Source organism: Sulfitobacter sp. JL08 (assembly GCF_003352045.1).
Taxonomy (GTDB): domain Bacteria; phylum Pseudomonadota; class Alphaproteobacteria; order Rhodobacterales; family Rhodobacteraceae; genus JL08.
In genome coordinates this window covers 4,305,036-4,323,690 of sequence record NZ_CP025815.1, presented here as the reverse complement: position 1 = coordinate 4,323,690, position 18,655 = coordinate 4,305,036, and the positions used below count along the sequence as shown (strand labels likewise).

The following is an 18,655-nucleotide window of genomic DNA, read 5'->3' as shown; positions in this document are numbered from 1 at the left end:
AAAGTCGCCCGTCCAAGCCCTTCTATTCTAATCGTTGCCATCAATGAGCCCCCAAACAGACCGTCCCAATCGGCCTTACCCATTACCCAACACCACGCGATGCGACGCACCCCGCAGAAGGAGCACGATCACCAACAGGTGCCGAACCAAATCATCACTGCTTGACGCCGGTTTCTGGTGTTCCGGTTCGCCCGGTTTGTACACCAATCCACCGCACGCCGCGCGCGCACAACAATTTTGACAGGACCGAAAAGCTGGTTCTTCAACCAGAAATCCGGCAGGGTGTGGTTATGCAATCGGGTTGCACCGCCGACACATCCGCACCCTTACGCGATCCGTGCAAATAGGATCTATCCGGTGTGGAGCCTGTCCCCCCAAGGCGAAGTGAATCGCTGTACTGTTGGTAGCAACTTCGGAACGGCAGCGGCAACTGAACTCTAAACTTGACTCATCTTTTTGTGAAAAGAATCTGTCAGCCGGGCAGACCCATGTCACGATCGGGTCTGCGAAAACCGCACAACAAAAAAAGGCGCCCCGGTCGGGACACCTTTATCGGTCAATCGCTTAGTCGGTGCGGCTTAGGCTTGGCCCAGCGCTTTTACCCGAGAAGACAAGCGTGACATTTTTCTCGCAGCTGTGTTTTTGTGAAACACGCCTTTGGAGACACCGCGCATCAGTTCTGGCTGTGCTTCTCGCAATGCGTTCACAGCAACCGACTGGTCGCCCGATGCGATCGCTTCTTCCACTTTGCGCAGGAAGGTGCGGATACGCGAACGACGCGCTTTGTTGACTTGAAAGCGGGCCTCGTTCTGGCGCGCGCGTTTTTTTGATTGAGGCGTATTGGCCATGTTATGTCGTCCCACGGTTTGGGTAGGGTGTAATCTGAATTCGCGTCTTTAGGCCCGAGTCGCCGCCCTGTCAACAGGGTGCGCCCGATGAATGGGCCGCAAATCGCATTCTGGCCCGATATTCCCCGGAAAACTGTCGTGTCTGCCTATTTGTCGCGGAACTGCGCAGTTCTTTTTTCCAGAAACGCCGCCATACCTTCGGATTGATCTTCAGTGGCGAACATCGCATGAAACATGCGCCGTTCGTACAAGATGCCTTCGCTCAGCGTGGTTTCATAGCTGCGGTTGACCGCCTCTTTCACGGCCATGGCTGTCAGAACCGATTTCTCGGCAATCTTGCCAGCAGCGCCCATTGCCTCTTCCATCAATTTCTTGGCGGGAACGACGCGGCTTACCAGCCCGGCGCGTTCCGCTTCGGCTGCGTCCATGAAACGACCGGTCAGGTTCATATCCATTGCTTTGGACTTGCCCACAAAACGTGTCAGCCGCTGGGTTCCGCCAATACCGGCCACGACGCCCAGATTGATTTCGGGCTGTCCGAATTTGGCGGTGTCGGCTGCGATGATGAAATCACACATCATGGCAAGTTCGCATCCCCCGCCCAGCGCATAGCCTGCAACGGCTGCGATAACAGGTTTTCTGGTCTTGGTGATACGCGTGCCTTCGGAGCCGAACAGGTCTTTCAGAAAGACTTCGACATAGGACATCTCGGACATTTCCTTGATGTCGGCACCCGCAGCGAACGCCTTGTCCGATCCGGTGATCACGATACACCGGACCTTGTCGTTCTGGTCTGCGTCTTCCAGCGCCGTGCACAGTTCGCCCAATAGTTTGGTGTTCAGGGCATTCATTGCGTCGGGGCGGTTCAGCCTGATCAAGGCAACGTGGTCTTCAACTTCGACGATGATCGTCTCAAAGGCCATAATTCTGCTTTCTCTTGTTCCGGTCAGGCGCAAAGGATTAGCACGACACGCGGCGGGTTCAAGTCATCTTTGGCATTGCGGACAATAGAAAGACGAGCGCCCCGATTGCACAAGTCGCGCGATGGTTCCGGTACAATCCGGTGTCCGGCACGGGGCGCCTTCGCGGCCGTAAACATCAAAGGAATGCTGAAAATATCCCAGTTCCCCATCAGCTTGGCGGAAATCGCGCAATGAAGATCCGCCCGCTTTTATCGCATCGGCAAGAACCTGGCGGATGACAGGAACCAGTGATGCGACTCGCCGCGCCGAAAGCTGGCCGGCGCGGCGTTTGGGCGAGATGTGGGCGCGAAACAGGGCTTCGCAGACGTATATATTACCCAGACCCGCAACGATTCTCTGATCCAACAAGGCGGATTTGACGGGTGTATTCTTTCCTTTGAACGCTGCGACCAGATAAGGTTCGTTAAAATCATTACCCAAAGGTTCGGGTCCCAAAACCGCCAAAAGCCGGTGAGAGTCGGCGGTTGCGGTATCCAGCAGGTCCATTGCACCAAAGCGGCGTGGATCATTGAAGGTGATGCGCGCACCGTTTTGCATGTGCAAAACAACATGGTCGTGTTTTTCCGCTGCGGGGTGGTCATGTACGAATTGCCCAAGCGGATCGCCGGAAATCAGCATGCGCCCGGACATACCCAGATGGATCAGCAGCGTTTCGCCACTTTTCAGATCAGCCAGAATATATTTCGAGCGGCGTCGCAACGCGACAATTTTCTGCCCCGTCAAACGCTGCGCCATATTTTCGGGAAAGGGCCAGCGCAGATCTGGGCGGTTGACGTCTGCACGCGCGATCGTTTGCCCTTCAATCACCGGAAGCAGCCCACGGCGCACAGTTTCAACTTCGGGGAGTTCAGGCATCATATGTCCTTTGTGCAAAAGGGGCGCATTGTGCATGGCGACATGCGCCCTATAACAAGGGCGATGTAACACAGCGGTCAGGCCAGATGACAGACAGCGACGACAAAACAACCCATTTCGGTTTTGAAACAGTGCCCGAGTCCGAAAAGGCCGGACGGGTGAAGGGCGTTTTCAGCTCTGTAGCCACAAAATATGATGTCATGAACGATGTGATGTCAGCAGGGGTTCACCGGATCTGGAAGGACGCAATGATGGATTGGCTGGCCCCGCGTGCCGGACAAAAACTGCTGGACGTGGCCGGCGGCACTGGTGACATCGCCTTTCGATTTCTGAAACGGGCCGGTTCCGGGCATGCAACGGTGCTGGACCTAACAGAATCGATGCTGGTCGAAGGGCGCAAACGGGCAGAAGCGGAACAAATGGCCGATAGCCTGGATTGGGTTGTCGGTGATGCGATGGCGCTGCCGTTTCCTGATAACAGCTTTGATGTCTATACAATAAGTTTTGGCATCCGCAACGTGACCCGTCCGCAAGAGGCCCTGAACGAGGCCTATCGTGTCTTGCGCCCGGGCGGGCGGTTGATGGTGCTGGAGTTTTCGCAATTGCCGAACGACGCACTGCAAAAGGCCTATGACCTTTACAGTTTCAACGTGATCCCCCGCATGGGCAAGCTGATCGCCAATGACAGCGAAAGCTATAAATATCTGGTCGAATCGATCCGGAACTTTCCGGATCAGGAGACGTTTCTGAATATGGTTCGGCAGGCCAGATTCGAAAACGCGAAGTATCGCAACCTGACAATGGGTGTTGCCGCGCTTCATTCCGGATGGAAGATCTAGACCATGCGAGGACCGCACAACATCTGGCGGCTGGTCCGCACCGGTGCAACGCTGGAACGAACAGGTGCAATGAATGTCGTTCTGGATGCGTTCGAAGCCCCCAAATCACTGCGGTTTGTAGCCCGTGCGCTGGGCTGGCCGTTTAAATGGCTGGGTCTGAAAGGTGATGTTACGATGCCGCCCGCGACCCGCGCGCTGACAGCTTTGGGACCCGCCTATATCAAATTCGGACAGGTTCTTTCGACCCGCCCGGATGTGGTGGGGGATGAGCTGGCTGTTCAATTGCGGGTCTTGCAAGACAAGCTGCCGCCGTTTCCAACCGACAAGGCTCGCACCGAGGTTGAAAAAGAGCTGGGCCAACCCGTAGACAGCGTGTTTTCCGAGTTCAGCGAGCCGGTGGCGGCCGCTTCGATTGCGCAGGTGCACAAGGCACGGCTGATCAGCAATGGCGAGGCCGTGGCCGTTAAAGTGCTGCGCCCCGGAATTGAACGCGCCTTTCGCAAGGATATCGACGCATTCTATCTTGCGGCACGCATGGTCGAAGTGTTTTCGCCGGGGTCACGGCGTTTGCGCCCGATGGAGGTTGTCGAGCATTTTGACGGTGTGGTGCGTGGTGAACTGGACCTGCGACTGGAAAGCTCCGCAGCGTCGGAATTTGCGGCAAATACAAAGAACGATGCGGGTTTCCAGCTGCCCCCGATCAAATGGGACCTGTCGGCGCGGCGGGTGATGACACTGGGCTGGGCCGATGGTGTCCCGATGGGGGACAATGCGGCAATTGATGCTGCGGGGCACGATCGAAAAGCACTGAGCGAGCGGGTGTTGCAATTGTTTTTGCAGCACGCCTTACGCGACGGTTATTTTCATGCGGACATGCATCAGGGCAATCTGAAAGTTGCGCCAAACGGCAACATCATCGCCTATGATTTCGGGATCATGGGCCATATCGATGAATATACCCGCCGGGTTTATGCCGAAATTCTGTTCGGCTTTATCCGGAAAGATTACAAACGTGTCGCAGAGGTGCATTTCGAAGCCGGGTATGTGCCCGCAGACAAGGATGTCGATGAATTTGCCCGCGCCCTGCGCGCTGTTGGCGAGCCTATTTTCGGAATGGACGCAACGCAGATTTCCATGGGGCGTTTGTTGAACTATCTGTTTGAGGTGACAGAACGGTTTGGTATGGAAACCCGCACCGAACTGATCCTTTTGCAGCGCACCATGGTGGTGGTGGAAGGGGTTGCCCGTTCGCTGAACCCACATATCAATATCTGGCAGGTCGCGCGCCCGACAGTGGAAGATTACATCAAGCAATCAATCGGTCCGAAGGCCATTGTGAGTGATCTTGCCAAGACCGCGCGGGTGATGGCGCGTTTCGGCCCACGATTGCCCGGATTGGTCGAAGCGGCGTTGATCCGGCAATCGAACGAGGCCATGGCGCCCGCGGAGGCGAAATGGCCCGCAGCCGTGTTTTGGGCGCTGCTGGGCGGCGGGCTGGGTGCACTGTTGTTCTGGGTTTTGCAGAATTGGACGCATTTGCCGGATTTCTGATCGGTAGCGGCCCGGAACGGACTTACTGGTTTGTTGTACTTGGCGTGCTTGTACCGCCGGTGCCAGCCAGCGCGCCGGCGACGGCCAGGCCGATCAACGGCGTCAAAAGCGGTATGAGGTTTGTCGGGTTCCCCAAGGCAGGATCGGGCGGGACGCCAAGGCATTCATCATTTCCCAGATTGTCCGGATTCTGGCAGTCAAGCGTTTGCGCGCTTGTCGTTATCGGCCAGATTGCAAGCAGAGTTGCGCCAATCAGGCCGGACCTGAAGGCCGAACCGACCCTGTAATACAGGTTTGATCCCGATGGTACGGGCAAGTGTTGTGTCCTGTCAGCATTGATGCGCATGAACATCACCTTTCTTAATCTGGCGTTAACCCAATCGTTGCAATTTGAACGAACCAAATTTCAAACCGATTGGTCTGAGTATTCGCGACATGACACAACACGAACCGCGGTTCCTGCCGGACCCGAATGGCCCTGCCGAACAAACGACCGCACCTTTCCGGGCCGATTTTCGAACGCTGCTGCTGACACTGTGGCGGGGCAAGATGATCATATCGGCCGCAAGTGTAGTCGCGGTTTTATTAACAACTTATTACGTTTTTGCCGTTGCAACGGCACTTTACACATCAAGCGTTGTGGTGATTTTCGATACCCGCCAAACCAGCGTTGTGGCATTGCCCAGTGTCATCGCAGCCGTATCCGGTGAACCGTCATCCGTAACGTCAGAAGTGGAAGTTTTGCGCGCGCGCACCCTCATGACAGACGTTGCGCGCCACTTGCACCTGATGTCCGATCCGGAATTCAACGCCGATCTGCGCGAACCAGGGCTGAAAACGCGTTTGCGCAGCGGAATTGAATCCGTCCTCGGTGGCGGCCAAAGTTTTGGTCCGCCGGCAACGGATGATGACAGGACGGGGCGCGATCTGGACAGGATCGTAAACGTTTTGCTGTCCAAGGTTTCGGTGCGCAATATTCCGGGAAGTCATGTCTTCAGGATTTCCGTGACGACCCAATCGCCTGAAAAATCGGCGATAATCGCCGATACCATCGCCAGATTGTACATCGACAACCAGATGAATGAAAAACAACACGCCACCGAGCACGCGGCGAAATGGCTGGCAAGCCGCGTTGCTGAACTGCAATCGCAACTGGAAGATGCAGAAGCGCAGGTGGCGCAGTTTACCGCCGCAACTGCGTTGATTTCTGCCCCTGCCCTTCAGGTTCTTGAGCGGCAGTTGAAGGAATTGCGGGCGCGCATTGCTGCGGCGCATACGCGGAAGGCAAAAATGCAGGGACTGTTGGGCAAGATGGTGGATGCGCAAACGCCACATGACAAGGTCGCAGTGGCAGATGATGTTTTGTTGACGCAAATGTTGTCATCAGGGCGCCTAACCCCCGATCGTATTGCCGAATTCGATGACCGGTACCGCGATATCCTGTCACGTGTCCGGATTGAAGCTGACCGGGCAACGCTACAGCTTGCGGCTTTGCAAGCGTCCGAAACCAAGCTTGACCTGCAGATCGATCAACAAGGTCAGGACCTTATCGCTTTGCAGCAATTGACCCGCGAAGCCGCCGCAACGCGCCTTTTGTACGAGCATTTTCTAAGCCGTCTGAAGGAAACATCAGCGCAAAAAGGTATTCAGCAGGCGGATAGTCGGGTGTTGTCGCATGCCGTTGTCCCAAGCTTTGCGCATAGCCCGCGAAAATCGTTGATCATCACGATGGCGGCCCTTTTCGGTCTCACCTGCGGAGCGCTTTACGTGCTGGTGCAAGAAGCCGCCAATACGTCATTTCGCACGGCTGCGGCATTAGAGACGTTTTCCGGCCTGCCTGTTCTGGGGCAAATACCTGCACTTGATGTGGGGCGCGTTCAGCCTGCCCGTTTGAACCTAGCCTGTGATGCACGCCGCATGGAAGCCATGCGGGGCCTGCGCACATCTATTCTTCTGTCCCAGAAAGAAAGTCAAAAACAGGTCATTCTGGTCACTTCCGCAATGCCCGGCGAAGGAAAAACCACAATCGCGTTGAGCATGGGCGAAGTATTGAGCGGTTTGGACAAGAAAGTGCTGGTTGTCGAAGGCGATGTCAGACGGGGCAGACTGCGCCAACAATTCAAAGATCTTCCTGAGGCGGGAATCGTGTCTATCCTGAACGAAACGGCACAGATCGGGGAGGGAATCCATCGCCCCGAAGGGTATGGCGCGGACATTTTGGCGGCGAATTCAACACGCAAGAACCCGGCGGATCTGTTTTCTTCACGGCGCTTTCGCGATCTGGTGCAAACGCTTCGCGCGCAATACGACTACATTATCATTGATACGCCACCGGTTCTGGCGACCCCCGATGCGTGCATTCTGGCGAAACAGGCCGATACCGTTCTTCTGACTGTGAAATGGGACAGCACATCTGATGTGCAAATCCGTGAAACGCTGAGGCTGTTCCGAAGTACCGGTGTGAACGTTTCCGGGCTGGTGCTGACCCAAATCAGTCTGAAAGGCATGAAAAGATACGGTTTAGGCGGCAAACACAGTTGTTATGCCGATTATGCGGCACGGGGTGCGCCCGTATCTTAAAAACTTGGCCGTGATCAGGAAAAACGACCGTCCAACGCCTGATAGGTTTGTTCAATACCATCGCGCAGGGAACGCACGTTGTTCCATCCAAGGGCGTGCAGTTGCGAAGAATCCATAAGCTTTCTTGGTGTGCCATCGGGTTTTGACGGATCAAAAACCAGTTCGGCCTTGTAGCCGACAACATCGGCAATCGTTTCGGCCAGTTCGCGAATGGTGACCTCGGAACCTGATCCCACATTCAGAGGGACATCGCCGGAGTAGGATTTCAGCAAGAACACAAGCGCATCCGCAAGATCATCGACATGCAGGAATTCGCGCAACGGTGTTCCGCTTCCCCACAGCGTTACGGATTTGGCGCCGCTTTCCTTTGCTTCGTGAAACTTTCTGAGAAGTGCGGGCAAGACGTGGCTTGTTTCAAGATTATAGTTATCGCCCGGTCCGTAAAGGTTGGTTGGTTGTGCGGAAATGAAATCACAGCCGTATTGCTTGCGATACGCCTGACACATCTTGATACCCGCGATCTTGGCGATCGCGTACCATTCGTTCGTGGGTTCAAGAGGGCCTGTCAAAAGAGCATCTTCGCTGATCGGCTGTGGCGCCAATTTGGGGTAGATGCAGGACGACCCCAGAAACAAAAGTTTTTCGACCCCGCATTGATAGGCGGCATGAATAACGTTTGTTTCAAGTACCAGATTATCGCGCAGGAATTCCGCCGGCATCGTATTGTTGGCATGAATTCCGCCAACTTTCGCCGCCGCCAGAACGATGGCATCCGGGCGGGTTTTTTCCATCCAGCGATCAACGCCAGCCTGATCCGTCAGATCGACAACATCGCGCCCGGCCGTGATTATTTCACAATCTTCACTTGCAAGGCGACGGACAACAGCGCCACCAACCATGCCGCGATGCCCAGCGACCCAAACACGTTTGCCGGACAGATCAAACATCATCCTTCGCGGTCCTTGCGCGATTTTTCACGCGCCACGACTTTCAGATCGCTTTCAACCATTTCACGCACCATTTCCGACAGGGTGGTTGTATAGGTCCATCCCAGTTTTTCACGCGCCTTGGTCGGATCGCCAATCAACAGGTCAACTTCGGTCGGACGGAAATACCGGGCATCCACTTCGACCAGAACCTGACCGGTTTTTTCATCGATGCCTTTTTCGTCAACGCCCGTACCGCTCCATCCTATGGAAATACCAACGGCTGCAAACGCGGCGTCAACAAAACTGCGCACGCTTTGGGTTTCCCCTGTTGCCAGAACGAAATCTTCCGCTGTCTCCTGCTGAACGATGCGCCACATGCCTTCCACGTAGTCACGTGCGTGGCCCCAATCGCGCTTGGCATCCAGATTGCCAAGATAAAGTTTGTCTTGCAGTCCAAGGCTGATCGCTGCAGCAGCGCGGGTGATTTTGCGGGTTACAAAGGTTTCTCCGCGCAACGGGCTTTCATGATTGAACAAGATACCATTGGACGCGTGCATCCCGTATGCCTCGCGGTAGTTGACGGTGATCCAGTAGGCATAAAGCTTTGCCGCTGCATAGGGCGAGCGCGGGTAAAAGGGTGTTGTTTCGCTTTGCGGGACTTCCTGAACCAGACCGTAAAGTTCGGATGTAGACGCCTGATAGAACCGGCAGGTTTTTTCCATGCCCAGAATCCGGATTGATTCAAGCAGACGCAGGGTGCCCATACCATCGGCATTGGCTGTGTATTCCGGGGTATCAAAACTGACCTGAACGTGGCTTTGGGCCGCAAGGTTGTAAATCTCGTCAGGTTTGATTTCCTGCACGAGACGGATCAGGTTTGTGCTGTCGGTCATATCGCCATAGTGGAGCTTGAATTTGACTTCGCGGTCATGCGGATCCTGATACAGGTGATCGATACGCGACGTATTAAAAGACGAGGACCGGCGTTTGACCCCGTGTACCTCGTAGCCTTTTTTAAGCAAAAGTTCTGCCAGATACGCACCATCCTGTCCGGTGACGCCCGTTATCATTGCACGTTTTGTCATCAAATTTTCCATTCTTTCAGGCGCAAAAATCTGTTTGAAGCCTGTGCTAAACCGCGAGTGCCCGGATGTGAAGGCGGCAATTCATTCGCGTCATTCGCGCGCGTAGACGTCCTCATACCGCACAATGTCGTCTTCACCGACATAGGCACCGGTCTGAACTTCGATCAGGACCATCGGAACCTTGCCGGGGTTTTCCATACGGTGAACAGCGCCCAGCGGAATGTAGACCGACTGGTTTTCTGTCACCAGTTGCACCTTATCGTCAATCGTGACCTTTGCAGTGCCTTCCACAACGATCCAGTGTTCGGACCGGTGAACATGCGATTGCAGCGACAACGCCGCGCCCGGATGGACAACGATACGCTTTACCTGAAACCGGTCACCGACCACCAGACTTTCGAACCATCCCCAGGGGCGGTGATCCTTGGGAAAGGCCACAGCCTGCGTCGCACCCTTGGCCGAGAGCGCCGAAACAGCAAGTTTTACATCCTGCGCCCGGTTCATATCTGCGACCAGAACGGCATCATTCATGGCAATTGCCATTATGTTCTTCAGGCCGATACCGACCACTTCCAAGGTTTCGCTTTCGGATCGCAAAAGCGTATTTTCACAATCAATGGCTGTTGCCGGACCGCTGGTAGACACACCATCCTTGTCGGGATTGGTTTCGCGCCAGACGGCATCCCAGCCGCCAAGATCAGACCAGGCACTGGTGAAGGGAACAACCGAGAGGTTGTCGGCCCGCTCCATCACGGCATAGTCGATCGAAATGTCATTGCAGTTTGACCAGTCATCCGGTGCAAGCCGCAAAAAACCCAGATCTGTTTTGGCGTTGTTTATCGAGGCCTGAACAGGGTCGATCAGGTCAGGTGAATGGGCTTTGAAGGCAGCGATGATTTCGCTTGCCCGACACAGGAAAATGCCGCCGTTCCAAAGAAAGTTTCCGGCTTTCAACATCTTTTTTGCGGTGGTGGCATCTGGTTTTTCGACGAATTTCGACAGGGCAATCGGGGCACCGGACCCGTCTGGCTTTTTGGACAGTTCCAGATAGCCATAGCCGGTTTCGGGACGATCCGGTGTGATACCAAAGGTAACAAGCTGGCCTTTTTCCACAGCGGCCAATCCCTGTTCAACGACCCCGTGAAATGCGCCCGCGTCAGGCACCACATGGTCTGACGGCGCGATAAGCATGATTGCATCGGGATCGGATTTTGACAGGTAAAGCGCCGCCGCAAGGATGGCCGGGGCCGTGTTTCTGCCTTGTGGTTCGATCAGAATTGCACCGGGGTCAATGCCGACTTCGGTCAATTGTTCTGTCACGATAAAGCGGAAATCCGAATTTGTAAGAATGACGGGTGCATTGAAAGACAATGACTGCGTCTTTCCCGACATGCGCACGGCCGATGCCTGAAACAAGGATTGCGCGTCGATCAATGGTGAAAATTGTTTGGGATAGCTTTTGCGCGACAATGGCCAAAGACGGGTTCCAGACCCACCGCATAACAGAACCGGATAAATTGATTGCATGTTCTAACCCTGACAAATCCGTCTATTTCAAAAACGTCCGCCTTCGTGATCGTACGCCTATTCCGAATAGCAGATTGGCACCGATTTGAAAGGTATCGACAGGCGCAATGCTGGCTGCGGTGCATCGAAAATACAACGCAACGCCCACCGTCACGGTCCGGTTATGTTTTGGACAGGTTCGCACTGCATGTTTGGCGCTGATTTTGCAGGAGTTAGAAATGCCAATCCTTGACCACTTTTCAAGTTTCCAGCCCGGATTATCCGCCCCTGCGACCGGCGGTTTTTCGATTGTACCGGATGATAACACTGATCTTGGCGTCTTGCCGCGGGCCATCATGGTTGCCGCAGGAGGTGACGTAGGCGCAATTCTGATGGATGGCAGTACCGTTGTCTTGCCGGGGCTTGCCGCCGGCGTCGTCTATCCTTTTCGGGTAAGGCGTGTTCTTGGCAGTGCAGGCGGTACAACCGCGTCCGGCATTATCGGGTTATACTAATGATTGGCCTGGGGTTTGATTGTACGTCGCGCGCGCGCCAGCAGTCTTTTTTCGGTCCGCCGGACGGATTGGGATGGGACGGTTCTGTTCTTGCGCTGGATGTGCGCATGTCCGCCGGTGGTGCCTTTCGGTTGAATACGGACCCACGTCAACTGGTTGATCCCTTGATCTGGGACGGTGCGGCCCTGCATGTGGACGGCGTTGATGGCGATGATGGCAACAGCGGCTTTGGCAGCATGGATGGCGATTTCACAAATGCAAAACGTTCCATTCATGCCGCTTTCAGCGCGGGCAATGCAACAGGCGCGGCGTATCGCATTCTGATCAAATCAGGTGAATTCGAGGGCAGCGCCTTTACCAAAAACGGACAGATCGAACCTGCCTATCCGGTTGCCGTGATCGGTTGGAATGGCCCGGTTTGGTACCGCACAGGCCCGTTTGAAGCCGAATGGAGCGATGCAGGCGGCACATATTCCGCCGGAATTACATCCTTGAACAGGGTGTTTCGCACCGATGTGCGAACCGAAAACGGGCTTTATTCTGAACTGGTGCAAGCCAACGATCTGGTGGCCTGTCAAGCGACGGTCAACACCTGGTTCAAGGACGGATCCGTTTTGCACGTGAACATCGGTCGCGCACCCGGCCCGCGCGATATTGCTGCAATCCGAAACTTCAACGGGGCGCGATTTCTGGATCATTCCGATGATCTTTATCTGGAGAATATCCACATCGAAGGTGGCATTACAGGGGCTTTGCACTGCGATGCAGCGGCAGATCGCAACGTTGTTGGTGTGTCCTGTTCCTTTCGGTATTCATCGCCTTCAAATACAGCGTCGCCTCTGGATGCGGTGCGGATACGACGGACAAACGGATTAATCGCGTTTTTTGATTGTGATGCATCATGCGGAGCGAAAGACGGGTGGAGCTTTCATCAGGATGACGCCAACGCGATGCAGGTGGTCCTATCCAATTGCACAAGCTTTGAAAACGGCGCGTTTTCGGCAACGTCCTGCAATGCCGTGACAGCGCATGACAGCGTTATCGCGGCCATTGTTGGCGGCCGTTTCGGGTATTCGCGCAACGGAGCCGAGGTGCATGTGGTGCAAAACGCCAGAATGTGGGTGATCGGAGCCTATGTGACGGCGCGGGATCCGGATGGCAGTTGCGTGACGTTCAAATCTTCAAACGAAACAAACCTTTGGCTGGAACAAACGCGGGCCGATGCCGCGGGAGGCGCGATCGAAAATCTGGATATCGAAGCAAATGGCGGCAGCGTCTTTGTCAGGGGCCACATTGCCGAAGCGGGCGTGAACGCGATTTATGGCGGCGGGTCAATTTTGGCGTTCTGACAGCCACGGCCCGGTCTTTTCCGGGTCGACACAATGGAAAGGTAAAGATCGTGCCAGTCGGGCAACGGGTCCGAACATACACGCTTGTGCATTTCGGCCTTTGTCAGGGTCGATTCCAATGTCTGATCTGAGATGTCGGAATATCCGTATATCGACGGAACAGAAGGATGACACAATCGTTGCGGGCCTATGATGGGCAGGCCGAAATACCTGTATTGCAAAATTCTGTTGCTTTGGTGCGTCTGGTATTCAACCCCCGGCCTGTCAAGATAAGGGGCAAGCCCGATGTCGGCGTGCCGGATATATCCGGCGGTCAATTCAAAGGGTTGTTCATGATGAAAGATCAGGTTTTCCGGACAATCCGGGGGCGGATCGCCCCGCAAGCGGCCCAGTATGTGCAAGCGCCAGCCGGGCCTTAATCGAGCGATGGCCAGAACCGCCCCGATATCGAATTGCGTGGTGCCCGCACATACCGCTTCATAGCTTGCGCGATTTGGCCCGTACGGGTTTGGCATATCAGTGTCGTAGAGTTTCTTGGGAATTCCGATCGGATCAATCGCGACCGTTTCATGGGTTGGAAACTTCCGCGCCAGGATCGGGCTTGCCATACTAATCCGATCAAACAGGTGGGCATGGCGCACTTCGGCCTGTCGCACAAAAGGCGGAAGCCCCAGCAGATCGACATCGTCGCTGACCCGATAGACAAGGGCCGCGTGCGGCGCATAGCGGGAAACAATATCTGCCAGGACAATGGGTGGCCCGCTTTCAACGATAACAAGATCGGCACCGGGCAAGGATGCGCGCAACCGTGACCGCCAATAGGTATGAAACGCCCGGTGCAGGGGGCGCGCAATTCTGTCCAGCCGGACATTGCGCAGGCTGAACGGGTGGATCGGCGCGTAGCGGAATATTTGTGTCAGAGTGTCGTCAATGATCTGTGTTCCGGTTTTTGGCGGCGCATAAAGCGATTGAAACCGCCGGTCCCCGCGCAGACGCGAAACCCAACTGTACCCGGTGGTGATGATCGTGACATGCCAGCCGTGCGCACGCAGTTCATCTGACAGCCACAGAATATTCGCGCGTCTTTTCTGAACCGCGAAATGGCCGGTCAGAATGACAGCTTTCTTTTTTGGCACCGTCATGGGCGGCTTTCCTGCGATTTAAAGACAAACGCCAAATCCGTGATGGATTCCTTGGCCATCAAGCGGATCAGAATTGCGTAGATCGAAAGGCCCACCACCACGAGCAACCCCAATTGCAAAGGGTCCGAGAGGTTTTGCAGCGCCGGTGTCCGGGCCAGCGCATGTATCATGAACCCCATGGATAAGGCCGCCATCACGGGCCATGCAGCGGCGCGCGCTGTTGGTTTGACCGGAACGTCTATTTTGGGCGGTACGGTGCAGAACATGCAAATTGAAATGCACATGCCTGCCACAGCGGCACTGCCCGCGACAGCCGTTGCAGAATATCCCAATGCCGGCCAAGCCAGAACAGCAGACAAGATCAACAATCCAAGACTGCGCCACAGCGCGACATCGGCCCGACCCGCTGCAACAGACGCCTGAAGCAGTATCATCGACACGGCATTTGCCAAACCCAGGAAACACAAAAACTGAAACATGGCGGCGCTGGATCGGGCATGATCGGGCCCCACAAATACCGCCAGTATCAGCGGCGCGGTGCATGCAGCACCCAAATAGACGGGCGCCGAAACAAGCGCAGACAGGCGCACAGCGCGGGGAACCGTGCGTTCAAACCAGCCGTTGCCACGACCGGACCCCGACAAAAGCGGCAAGGCCAGATACCGCGCCGGAGCCACGGCAATTGCATCCAGCAACCCCAGAAACCGCATTGCGATCTGAAACGCACCCGCGTCTGCCAGACCTAACCAGTAGCCAACGGACAATTGCAGCAGGGGTTGCAACGCATTGGACACCAATGCCTGCCCCGACAAAACAAGAACCGAACGCGCAGGGCCAAAAAGATGCTTTGGCCGTGGCAGGCATGACGGACGCCATCGTGCAATGAATAGGGCACTCACTGCCCCCAGAACTGCATTTGCAATCAAAAACAGGACCAGCGACCAGGGGCCAAGGCCATGGCTGGCCGCAACAAACGTCAATCCGGCGGAAACCGATTGAACGGCCATGGTACGCAGCGCCAATGCCCTGACCCGCAGAGAATGGCGCAAGATACCTTCTGGCACTGCAGCCAATCCATTGAACAGCGGAACGATTGCAAGTGATGCCATCATCGGGCCAACGGGCAGTTCACTTTCAGAGAGAAAACCGACCATCCGGGATGCAAAATAAAGCAAAGCTGCCAGTGCAAATGCAACACAGATCGAGATAACAAAAAGCGCATCGGTTTCCTTGCCATGTGCAAGGTTCGAACGTGCGACAATGTCAGCATCCGTTATGCCCGTCCGGTGCACCACCTGAAGAAACCGCAGCGGCGCGGCGGCCACGGCAAAGGCCCCGATTTCAGCCAGCGACAACCAGTTGGCGATACAAATGAAAACGAGGGCCGCAATGGCGAACCTGCTCCACTGCAGAACGATCGACCACAGACCAAGCGATATGTTGGAACGGTTCACCGCCACTGCTCTGCCCATCGCAACATTGGCTTTTCGATCCTATAATAGACACAAACACTGGCCAAAATCGCTGCCCCACAGACCAGAACAGTGAACAGCAAGGCAGCGAGCGGCGAAGCCGGTAGAAAGGGAAGCAGTATCAAGGTGGCGGCACGCAGCACAAAACGATGCGACAGGTAGAGGGCATAAGACGCATCGCCCAACACGATGCCAATGCGCGGCGCCCATGTCTGTTCACTGAAAAGAACCGGAGCAGCAACAATGAATGCGGCGGGTATCCCGCTGCTGATGAACCTCGGCAGACCGGATACCATTGTGTTCAGAACCACCAACCCGCCCAATCCGATGGCAAAGACAACCACGCCGCCTTTTTTGCGCGTCAGTCCCGCAATCTGGGCGCGGGCGATCAGTATGCCAAACACAAAAGTCAGAATGATCGGATTGGTCCAAAACGCCAGCATCGTTTGATCCGGTCGAATGATCAGGCCGATCACGCTCAGGCCGGAAAGAACGCCAAGGGCAGCAACAAAAGCCGCACCGCGCGGCAACGCCAGAGCAAGCGCCATGATCCCGTAAAAGAACATCTCGTAATTCAGGGTCCAGCCCAGCGACAGGATCGGGGCGATACGACCGTCATACCGTTCATAGGGAACGAACAAATAGGACGAGATGACCTGTGCAGGATCAAGAACAGTGTCTTTTACGCCCCCCGGAACAAAGACAAGCGCAGCAAGCATGAGCGTTGTGAAGAGATAATAAAGTGGCACGACACGCAGAATCCGGTGCCAGATAAAACGCAGCGAAGCGTGCCGTGTTCCCCAGATCCGCGATGCCGAAAGGGTTATGATGAACCCGCTGATGACAAAGAAGATATCTACGCCGCGCGTCCAGGGCAGACCGCTCAACGCAAAGCTTTGATCGAAATAGTGTTCCGCCTCGGCCAGAACATGGCCGACCAGCACCATGATCGCGGCAAGAGCACGCAGCACTTGAATGCCCGGATGCCTAGACATGGTGTTGCGCACCATACCGGGGGCCGTGCCGTGCCTGTCGCGACAGATGACAGAGGGAGGCCAGAATGATCAGTGAGAAAAAGAAATTGTGATGGGTAAAGTAAGTTCCATGCATGGAGAACAACAAGGATGCCGCGATTTGTCCGTATACCAGCGCGCCAAGCGGGCTTTGCGATCCGGCCCAATAGGCATAGCGGAACACGGCCGCCATCAGGGCCACGCAAAGAACACCGATGACCGGGCCGAAATCAACGTAAGGTGCGGTGAAAATCGAAAAATCGCCGCCGCCGCGCACGTCTTCAATTGCGATCAGACGGTCGGACAGAAGCGTGGTAAAATACCCGTCGGTAAATGAAAAAAACAACAGACCGCGTAACGAGAACATACCGAATGTGTGGCTGATCTCGGATTTCAGGGGACGGTACGAGTTCCACAAATCATTGACGAAGTAGAACGCAAGCTTTTGCAGCCCGATATCAAAGGCAGAGCGATCAAGGCTTGGGTTGGTGATGGCTTCGCGCAGGACCCATGTGGCCAGAAACAGGAAAAGACCCAAAGGCAGGTAGGCCAAGCCCACAAACCGGCCGCGCACCATGCAAACACCGATATAGGCCGACAGCAGGAACTGTAGCAAAAGCAACCGCTGCGACATCACGATGGGGAGCACCAGTAGCGCAATCAGATTGATGGCGAAGGTGATCTGGCACAGGCGTCTGCTTTTTTGGCTTAGCGGGCAACGGGCCTGCAACGCCAGCAATATGGCCGCCATGGCACCGGTCGCCGGCAAAGCCGCATAGAACAGCCGCATCCCGGTGAAGAGTTTATTTTGCAGCAGAAGATCGCGCGCGCCCAGCGAGTCTAAATAGACAAGGGCGGCCAGCGCCCTGATCCCGCCGACAGACTGCGCCGTGGTTGCGATCCAGATGGCCGTGACCCCCAAAAGCAGCAGATTGGTGCGAAAACACAATAAGGCTGCACGGTCTACATCAAGCGGGACATGGGCCGTTGGATTTGGCGAAAGAACGGTTTTGACAGCAAAATCAACCGTCAGGTAAACAAACAGGCATAGCGCGATCCAAACACTGCCCAGAACCGAAAACCCGTCTGTAGACAGGTCTTCGCGCGCCATGAAAACCGGCAGCAGATCAAACACATCCGGTAAAAGCAGGGCGCATCCCGCCACGAAAAAAGTAAGCGTCCAACAAAAGCAGATAAGCGCAGGCGGCGACAACAGGGATACGTTCTTGCGCATCAGGCGCAGTGCCTCAGCGTCTGGGCATGTTCATAAATCGCGATGTCGGGGCTGCAAATGGCGCACAGACGGCGCAGCAGATCACCATCTGGCAGGTGCCCGGGCCTTGGTGCCCTGTTGCGATGAAGCGCCGGAACTGGAATGCCTGATAACGCGTTCAGCGCCTTGTGAAAGGATCGCGCACGCGACAGATCGCCGATCAGCGTAAACTGCCCCAATGCGGATTTTGCGGTTTCGATGGCCTGATCCAGATCATTGGTTTCAAAAGGAAGGGTTCGGCCAAAGTAGAACAGGTACTGTGCGCCCAGCCGGGCCGCATCCGGACTGTCCAGAAACGCATCAAGTGTTGCCGCGCGATCCGCGCTTGGGTGATGGCGCTGCAAGTAATGGTAATGCGACAGGAACCGGTCCACCGGATGGCGCAGCAGCGTCACGTATGCGCTGGAGCCACGGTATCTGTCATGCAGATCCGGATGATAGCGCGCATGAACACTGATGCATCGGTAATTCTGCGCCAGTAAATGTGCCAGCATCACATCACGCACGGCGTATTCCGCCTTGATCCGGGCCAGCCCGTGCGCTGCGGGATAAAGCGCGCTTTGCACCGCACGGCTTTCGCCCAGCGCAATGGTCGCCTGCGAATAAAAGAACCGCAATCGCAACGCAGACCCGAAACTGGTTCCGCCGCATTTGGGCACATGAATGTAAACGAGGCTATGCAACAACAGGCACCCTTTGACAGACCAAAGCGGTC

The 18,655-nt window shown here is 55.5% G+C and carries 17 protein-coding genes; 5 read left to right on the top strand and 12 right to left on the bottom strand.

Annotated features, from left to right (window positions below; translation table 11 throughout):
* Positions 1-578: 578 nt before the first annotated feature.
* The 3 genes from rpsT to mutM form a co-directional block, all read right to left on the bottom strand.
* On the bottom strand, positions 579-848 hold the full coding sequence (gene rpsT, locus C1J05_RS21200) for a 30S ribosomal protein S20 (protein WP_114872005.1): 270 nt from the start codon (positions 846-848) through the stop codon (positions 579-581).
* A 146-nt stretch (positions 849-994) separates the two neighbouring features.
* Positions 995-1,771, bottom strand: a complete 777-nt coding sequence (locus C1J05_RS21195; protein WP_114872004.1) for an enoyl-CoA hydratase — start codon at positions 1,769-1,771, stop codon at positions 995-997.
* Between the two features lie 63 nt (positions 1,772-1,834).
* Positions 1,835-2,686 (bottom strand): bifunctional DNA-formamidopyrimidine glycosylase/DNA-(apurinic or apyrimidinic site) lyase, encoded by an 852-nt coding sequence (gene mutM / locus C1J05_RS21190; RefSeq protein WP_114872508.1) that lies wholly within the window; start codon positions 2,684-2,686, stop codon positions 1,835-1,837.
* Positions 2,687-2,772: 86 nt separating this feature from the next.
* Here mutM and ubiE point away from each other — a divergent pair, with 86 nt between their 5' ends.
* Positions 2,773-3,525 (top strand): bifunctional demethylmenaquinone methyltransferase/2-methoxy-6-polyprenyl-1,4-benzoquinol methylase UbiE, encoded by a 753-nt coding sequence (gene ubiE / locus C1J05_RS21185; RefSeq protein WP_114872003.1) that lies wholly within the window; start codon positions 2,773-2,775, stop codon positions 3,523-3,525.
* 3 nt (positions 3,526-3,528) lie between these two features.
* Complete coding sequence (gene ubiB, locus C1J05_RS21180) at positions 3,529-5,076, top strand: 2-polyprenylphenol 6-hydroxylase (RefSeq protein ID WP_114872002.1); 1,548 nt, start codon at positions 3,529-3,531, stop codon at positions 5,074-5,076.
* Positions 5,077-5,098: 22 nt separating this feature from the next.
* Here the strand turns inward: ubiB and C1J05_RS21175 are convergent, their stop codons facing one another.
* Positions 5,099-5,422 (bottom strand): hypothetical protein, encoded by a 324-nt coding sequence (locus C1J05_RS21175; protein WP_162798181.1) that lies wholly within the window; start codon positions 5,420-5,422, stop codon positions 5,099-5,101.
* A gap of 89 nt (positions 5,423-5,511) precedes the next feature.
* Between C1J05_RS21175 and C1J05_RS21170 the strand changes: the two genes are divergently transcribed.
* Positions 5,512-7,656: a polysaccharide biosynthesis tyrosine autokinase gene (locus tag C1J05_RS21170; protein ID WP_162798180.1), complete on the top strand. Its 2,145-nt coding sequence runs from the start codon at positions 5,512-5,514 to the stop codon at positions 7,654-7,656.
* Between the two features lie 14 nt (positions 7,657-7,670).
* Here the strand turns inward: C1J05_RS21170 and fcl are convergent, their stop codons facing one another.
* From fcl to C1J05_RS21155, 3 genes are all read right to left on the bottom strand, one after another.
* Entirely contained in the window at positions 7,671-8,606 is a 936-nt protein-coding gene (fcl, locus tag C1J05_RS21165; protein WP_114871999.1) for a GDP-L-fucose synthase, read from the bottom strand.
* Entirely contained in the window at positions 8,603-9,670 is a 1,068-nt protein-coding gene (gmd, locus tag C1J05_RS21160) for a GDP-mannose 4,6-dehydratase (RefSeq protein ID WP_205389012.1), read from the bottom strand. Before gmd ends, fcl begins: the two co-directional genes overlap by 4 nt.
* A gap of 90 nt (positions 9,671-9,760) precedes the next feature.
* Positions 9,761-11,197: a mannose-1-phosphate guanylyltransferase/mannose-6-phosphate isomerase gene (locus C1J05_RS21155; RefSeq protein WP_114871997.1), complete on the bottom strand. Its 1,437-nt coding sequence runs from the start codon at positions 11,195-11,197 to the stop codon at positions 9,761-9,763.
* A 218-nt stretch (positions 11,198-11,415) separates the two neighbouring features.
* Between C1J05_RS21155 and C1J05_RS21150 the strand changes: the two genes are divergently transcribed.
* Together C1J05_RS21150 and C1J05_RS21145 are read left to right on the top strand one after the other, a co-directional pair.
* Positions 11,416-11,691: a spike base protein, RCAP_Rcc01079 family gene (locus C1J05_RS21150; RefSeq protein WP_114872507.1), complete on the top strand. Its 276-nt coding sequence runs from the start codon at positions 11,416-11,418 to the stop codon at positions 11,689-11,691.
* The gene (locus tag C1J05_RS21145) at positions 11,691-13,040 is read left to right on the top strand and encodes a hypothetical protein (RefSeq protein WP_114871996.1); all 1,350 of its coding nucleotides are present in this window, start codon (positions 11,691-11,693) and stop codon (positions 13,038-13,040) included. The genes C1J05_RS21150 and C1J05_RS21145 overlap by 1 nt, the downstream gene beginning before the upstream one ends.
* On the opposite strand, the gene C1J05_RS21140 is transcribed toward C1J05_RS21145, so the two are convergent.
* Genes C1J05_RS21140 through C1J05_RS21120 form a run of 5 tightly spaced genes read right to left on the bottom strand, consistent with a single transcriptional unit; the run spans position 13,010 to position 18,626 of the window.
* On the bottom strand, positions 13,010-14,182 hold the full coding sequence (locus C1J05_RS21140; protein ID WP_114871995.1) for a GumK N-terminal domain-containing glycosyltransferase: 1,173 nt from the start codon (positions 14,180-14,182) through the stop codon (positions 13,010-13,012). The genes C1J05_RS21145 and C1J05_RS21140 overlap by 31 nt on opposite strands.
* Positions 14,179-15,642 (bottom strand): oligosaccharide flippase family protein, encoded by a 1,464-nt coding sequence (locus C1J05_RS21135; protein WP_162798179.1) that lies wholly within the window; start codon positions 15,640-15,642, stop codon positions 14,179-14,181. The genes C1J05_RS21140 and C1J05_RS21135 overlap by 4 nt, the downstream gene beginning before the upstream one ends.
* On the bottom strand, positions 15,633-16,649 hold the full coding sequence (locus C1J05_RS21130) for an acyltransferase family protein (RefSeq protein ID WP_162798178.1): 1,017 nt from the start codon (positions 16,647-16,649) through the stop codon (positions 15,633-15,635). Before C1J05_RS21130 ends, C1J05_RS21135 begins: the two co-directional genes overlap by 10 nt.
* On the bottom strand, positions 16,642-17,901 hold the full coding sequence (locus tag C1J05_RS21125) for an O-antigen polymerase (RefSeq protein ID WP_114871992.1): 1,260 nt from the start codon (positions 17,899-17,901) through the stop codon (positions 16,642-16,644). The genes C1J05_RS21130 and C1J05_RS21125 overlap by 8 nt, the downstream gene beginning before the upstream one ends.
* On the bottom strand, positions 17,901-18,626 hold the full coding sequence (locus C1J05_RS21120) for a sulfotransferase family 2 domain-containing protein (RefSeq protein ID WP_162798177.1): 726 nt from the start codon (positions 18,624-18,626) through the stop codon (positions 17,901-17,903). Before C1J05_RS21120 ends, C1J05_RS21125 begins: the two co-directional genes overlap by 1 nt.
* Between the last annotated feature and the right edge of the window lie 29 nt (positions 18,627-18,655).

Bases quoted from the DNA above. Each gene is read 5' to 3' on its own strand.
- gmd (WP_205389012.1), bottom strand. From the start codon at position 9,670: ATGACAAAACGTGCAATGATAACGGGCGTCACCGGACAGGATGGTGCG.
- C1J05_RS21130 (WP_162798178.1), bottom strand. From the start codon at position 16,649: ATGTCTAGGCATCCGGGCATTCAAGTGCTGCGTGCTCTTGCCGCGATC.
- mutM (WP_114872508.1), bottom strand. From the start codon at position 2,686: ATGCCTGAACTCCCCGAAGTTGAAACTGTGCGCCGTGGGCTGCTTCCG.
- fcl (WP_114871999.1), bottom strand. From the start codon at position 8,606: ATGATGTTTGATCTGTCCGGCAAACGTGTTTGGGTCGCTGGGCATCGC.
- C1J05_RS21170 (WP_162798180.1), top strand. From the start codon at position 5,512: ATGACACAACACGAACCGCGGTTCCTGCCGGACCCGAATGGCCCTGCC.
- C1J05_RS21145 (WP_114871996.1), top strand. From the start codon at position 11,691: ATGATTGGCCTGGGGTTTGATTGTACGTCGCGCGCGCGCCAGCAGTCT.
- C1J05_RS21140 (WP_114871995.1), bottom strand. From the start codon at position 14,182: ATGACGGTGCCAAAAAAGAAAGCTGTCATTCTGACCGGCCATTTCGCG.
- C1J05_RS21125 (WP_114871992.1), bottom strand. From the start codon at position 17,901: ATGCGCAAGAACGTATCCCTGTTGTCGCCGCCTGCGCTTATCTGCTTT.
- C1J05_RS21150 (WP_114872507.1), top strand. From the start codon at position 11,416: ATGCCAATCCTTGACCACTTTTCAAGTTTCCAGCCCGGATTATCCGCC.
- C1J05_RS21195 (WP_114872004.1), bottom strand. From the start codon at position 1,771: ATGGCCTTTGAGACGATCATCGTCGAAGTTGAAGACCACGTTGCCTTG.
- C1J05_RS21155 (WP_114871997.1), bottom strand. From the start codon at position 11,197: ATGCAATCAATTTATCCGGTTCTGTTATGCGGTGGGTCTGGAACCCGT.
- ubiE (WP_114872003.1), top strand. From the start codon at position 2,773: ATGACAGACAGCGACGACAAAACAACCCATTTCGGTTTTGAAACAGTG.
- rpsT (WP_114872005.1), bottom strand. From the start codon at position 848: ATGGCCAATACGCCTCAATCAAAAAAACGCGCGCGCCAGAACGAGGCC.
- C1J05_RS21175 (WP_162798181.1), bottom strand. From the start codon at position 5,422: ATGCGCATCAATGCTGACAGGACACAACACTTGCCCGTACCATCGGGA.
- ubiB (WP_114872002.1), top strand. From the start codon at position 3,529: ATGCGAGGACCGCACAACATCTGGCGGCTGGTCCGCACCGGTGCAACG.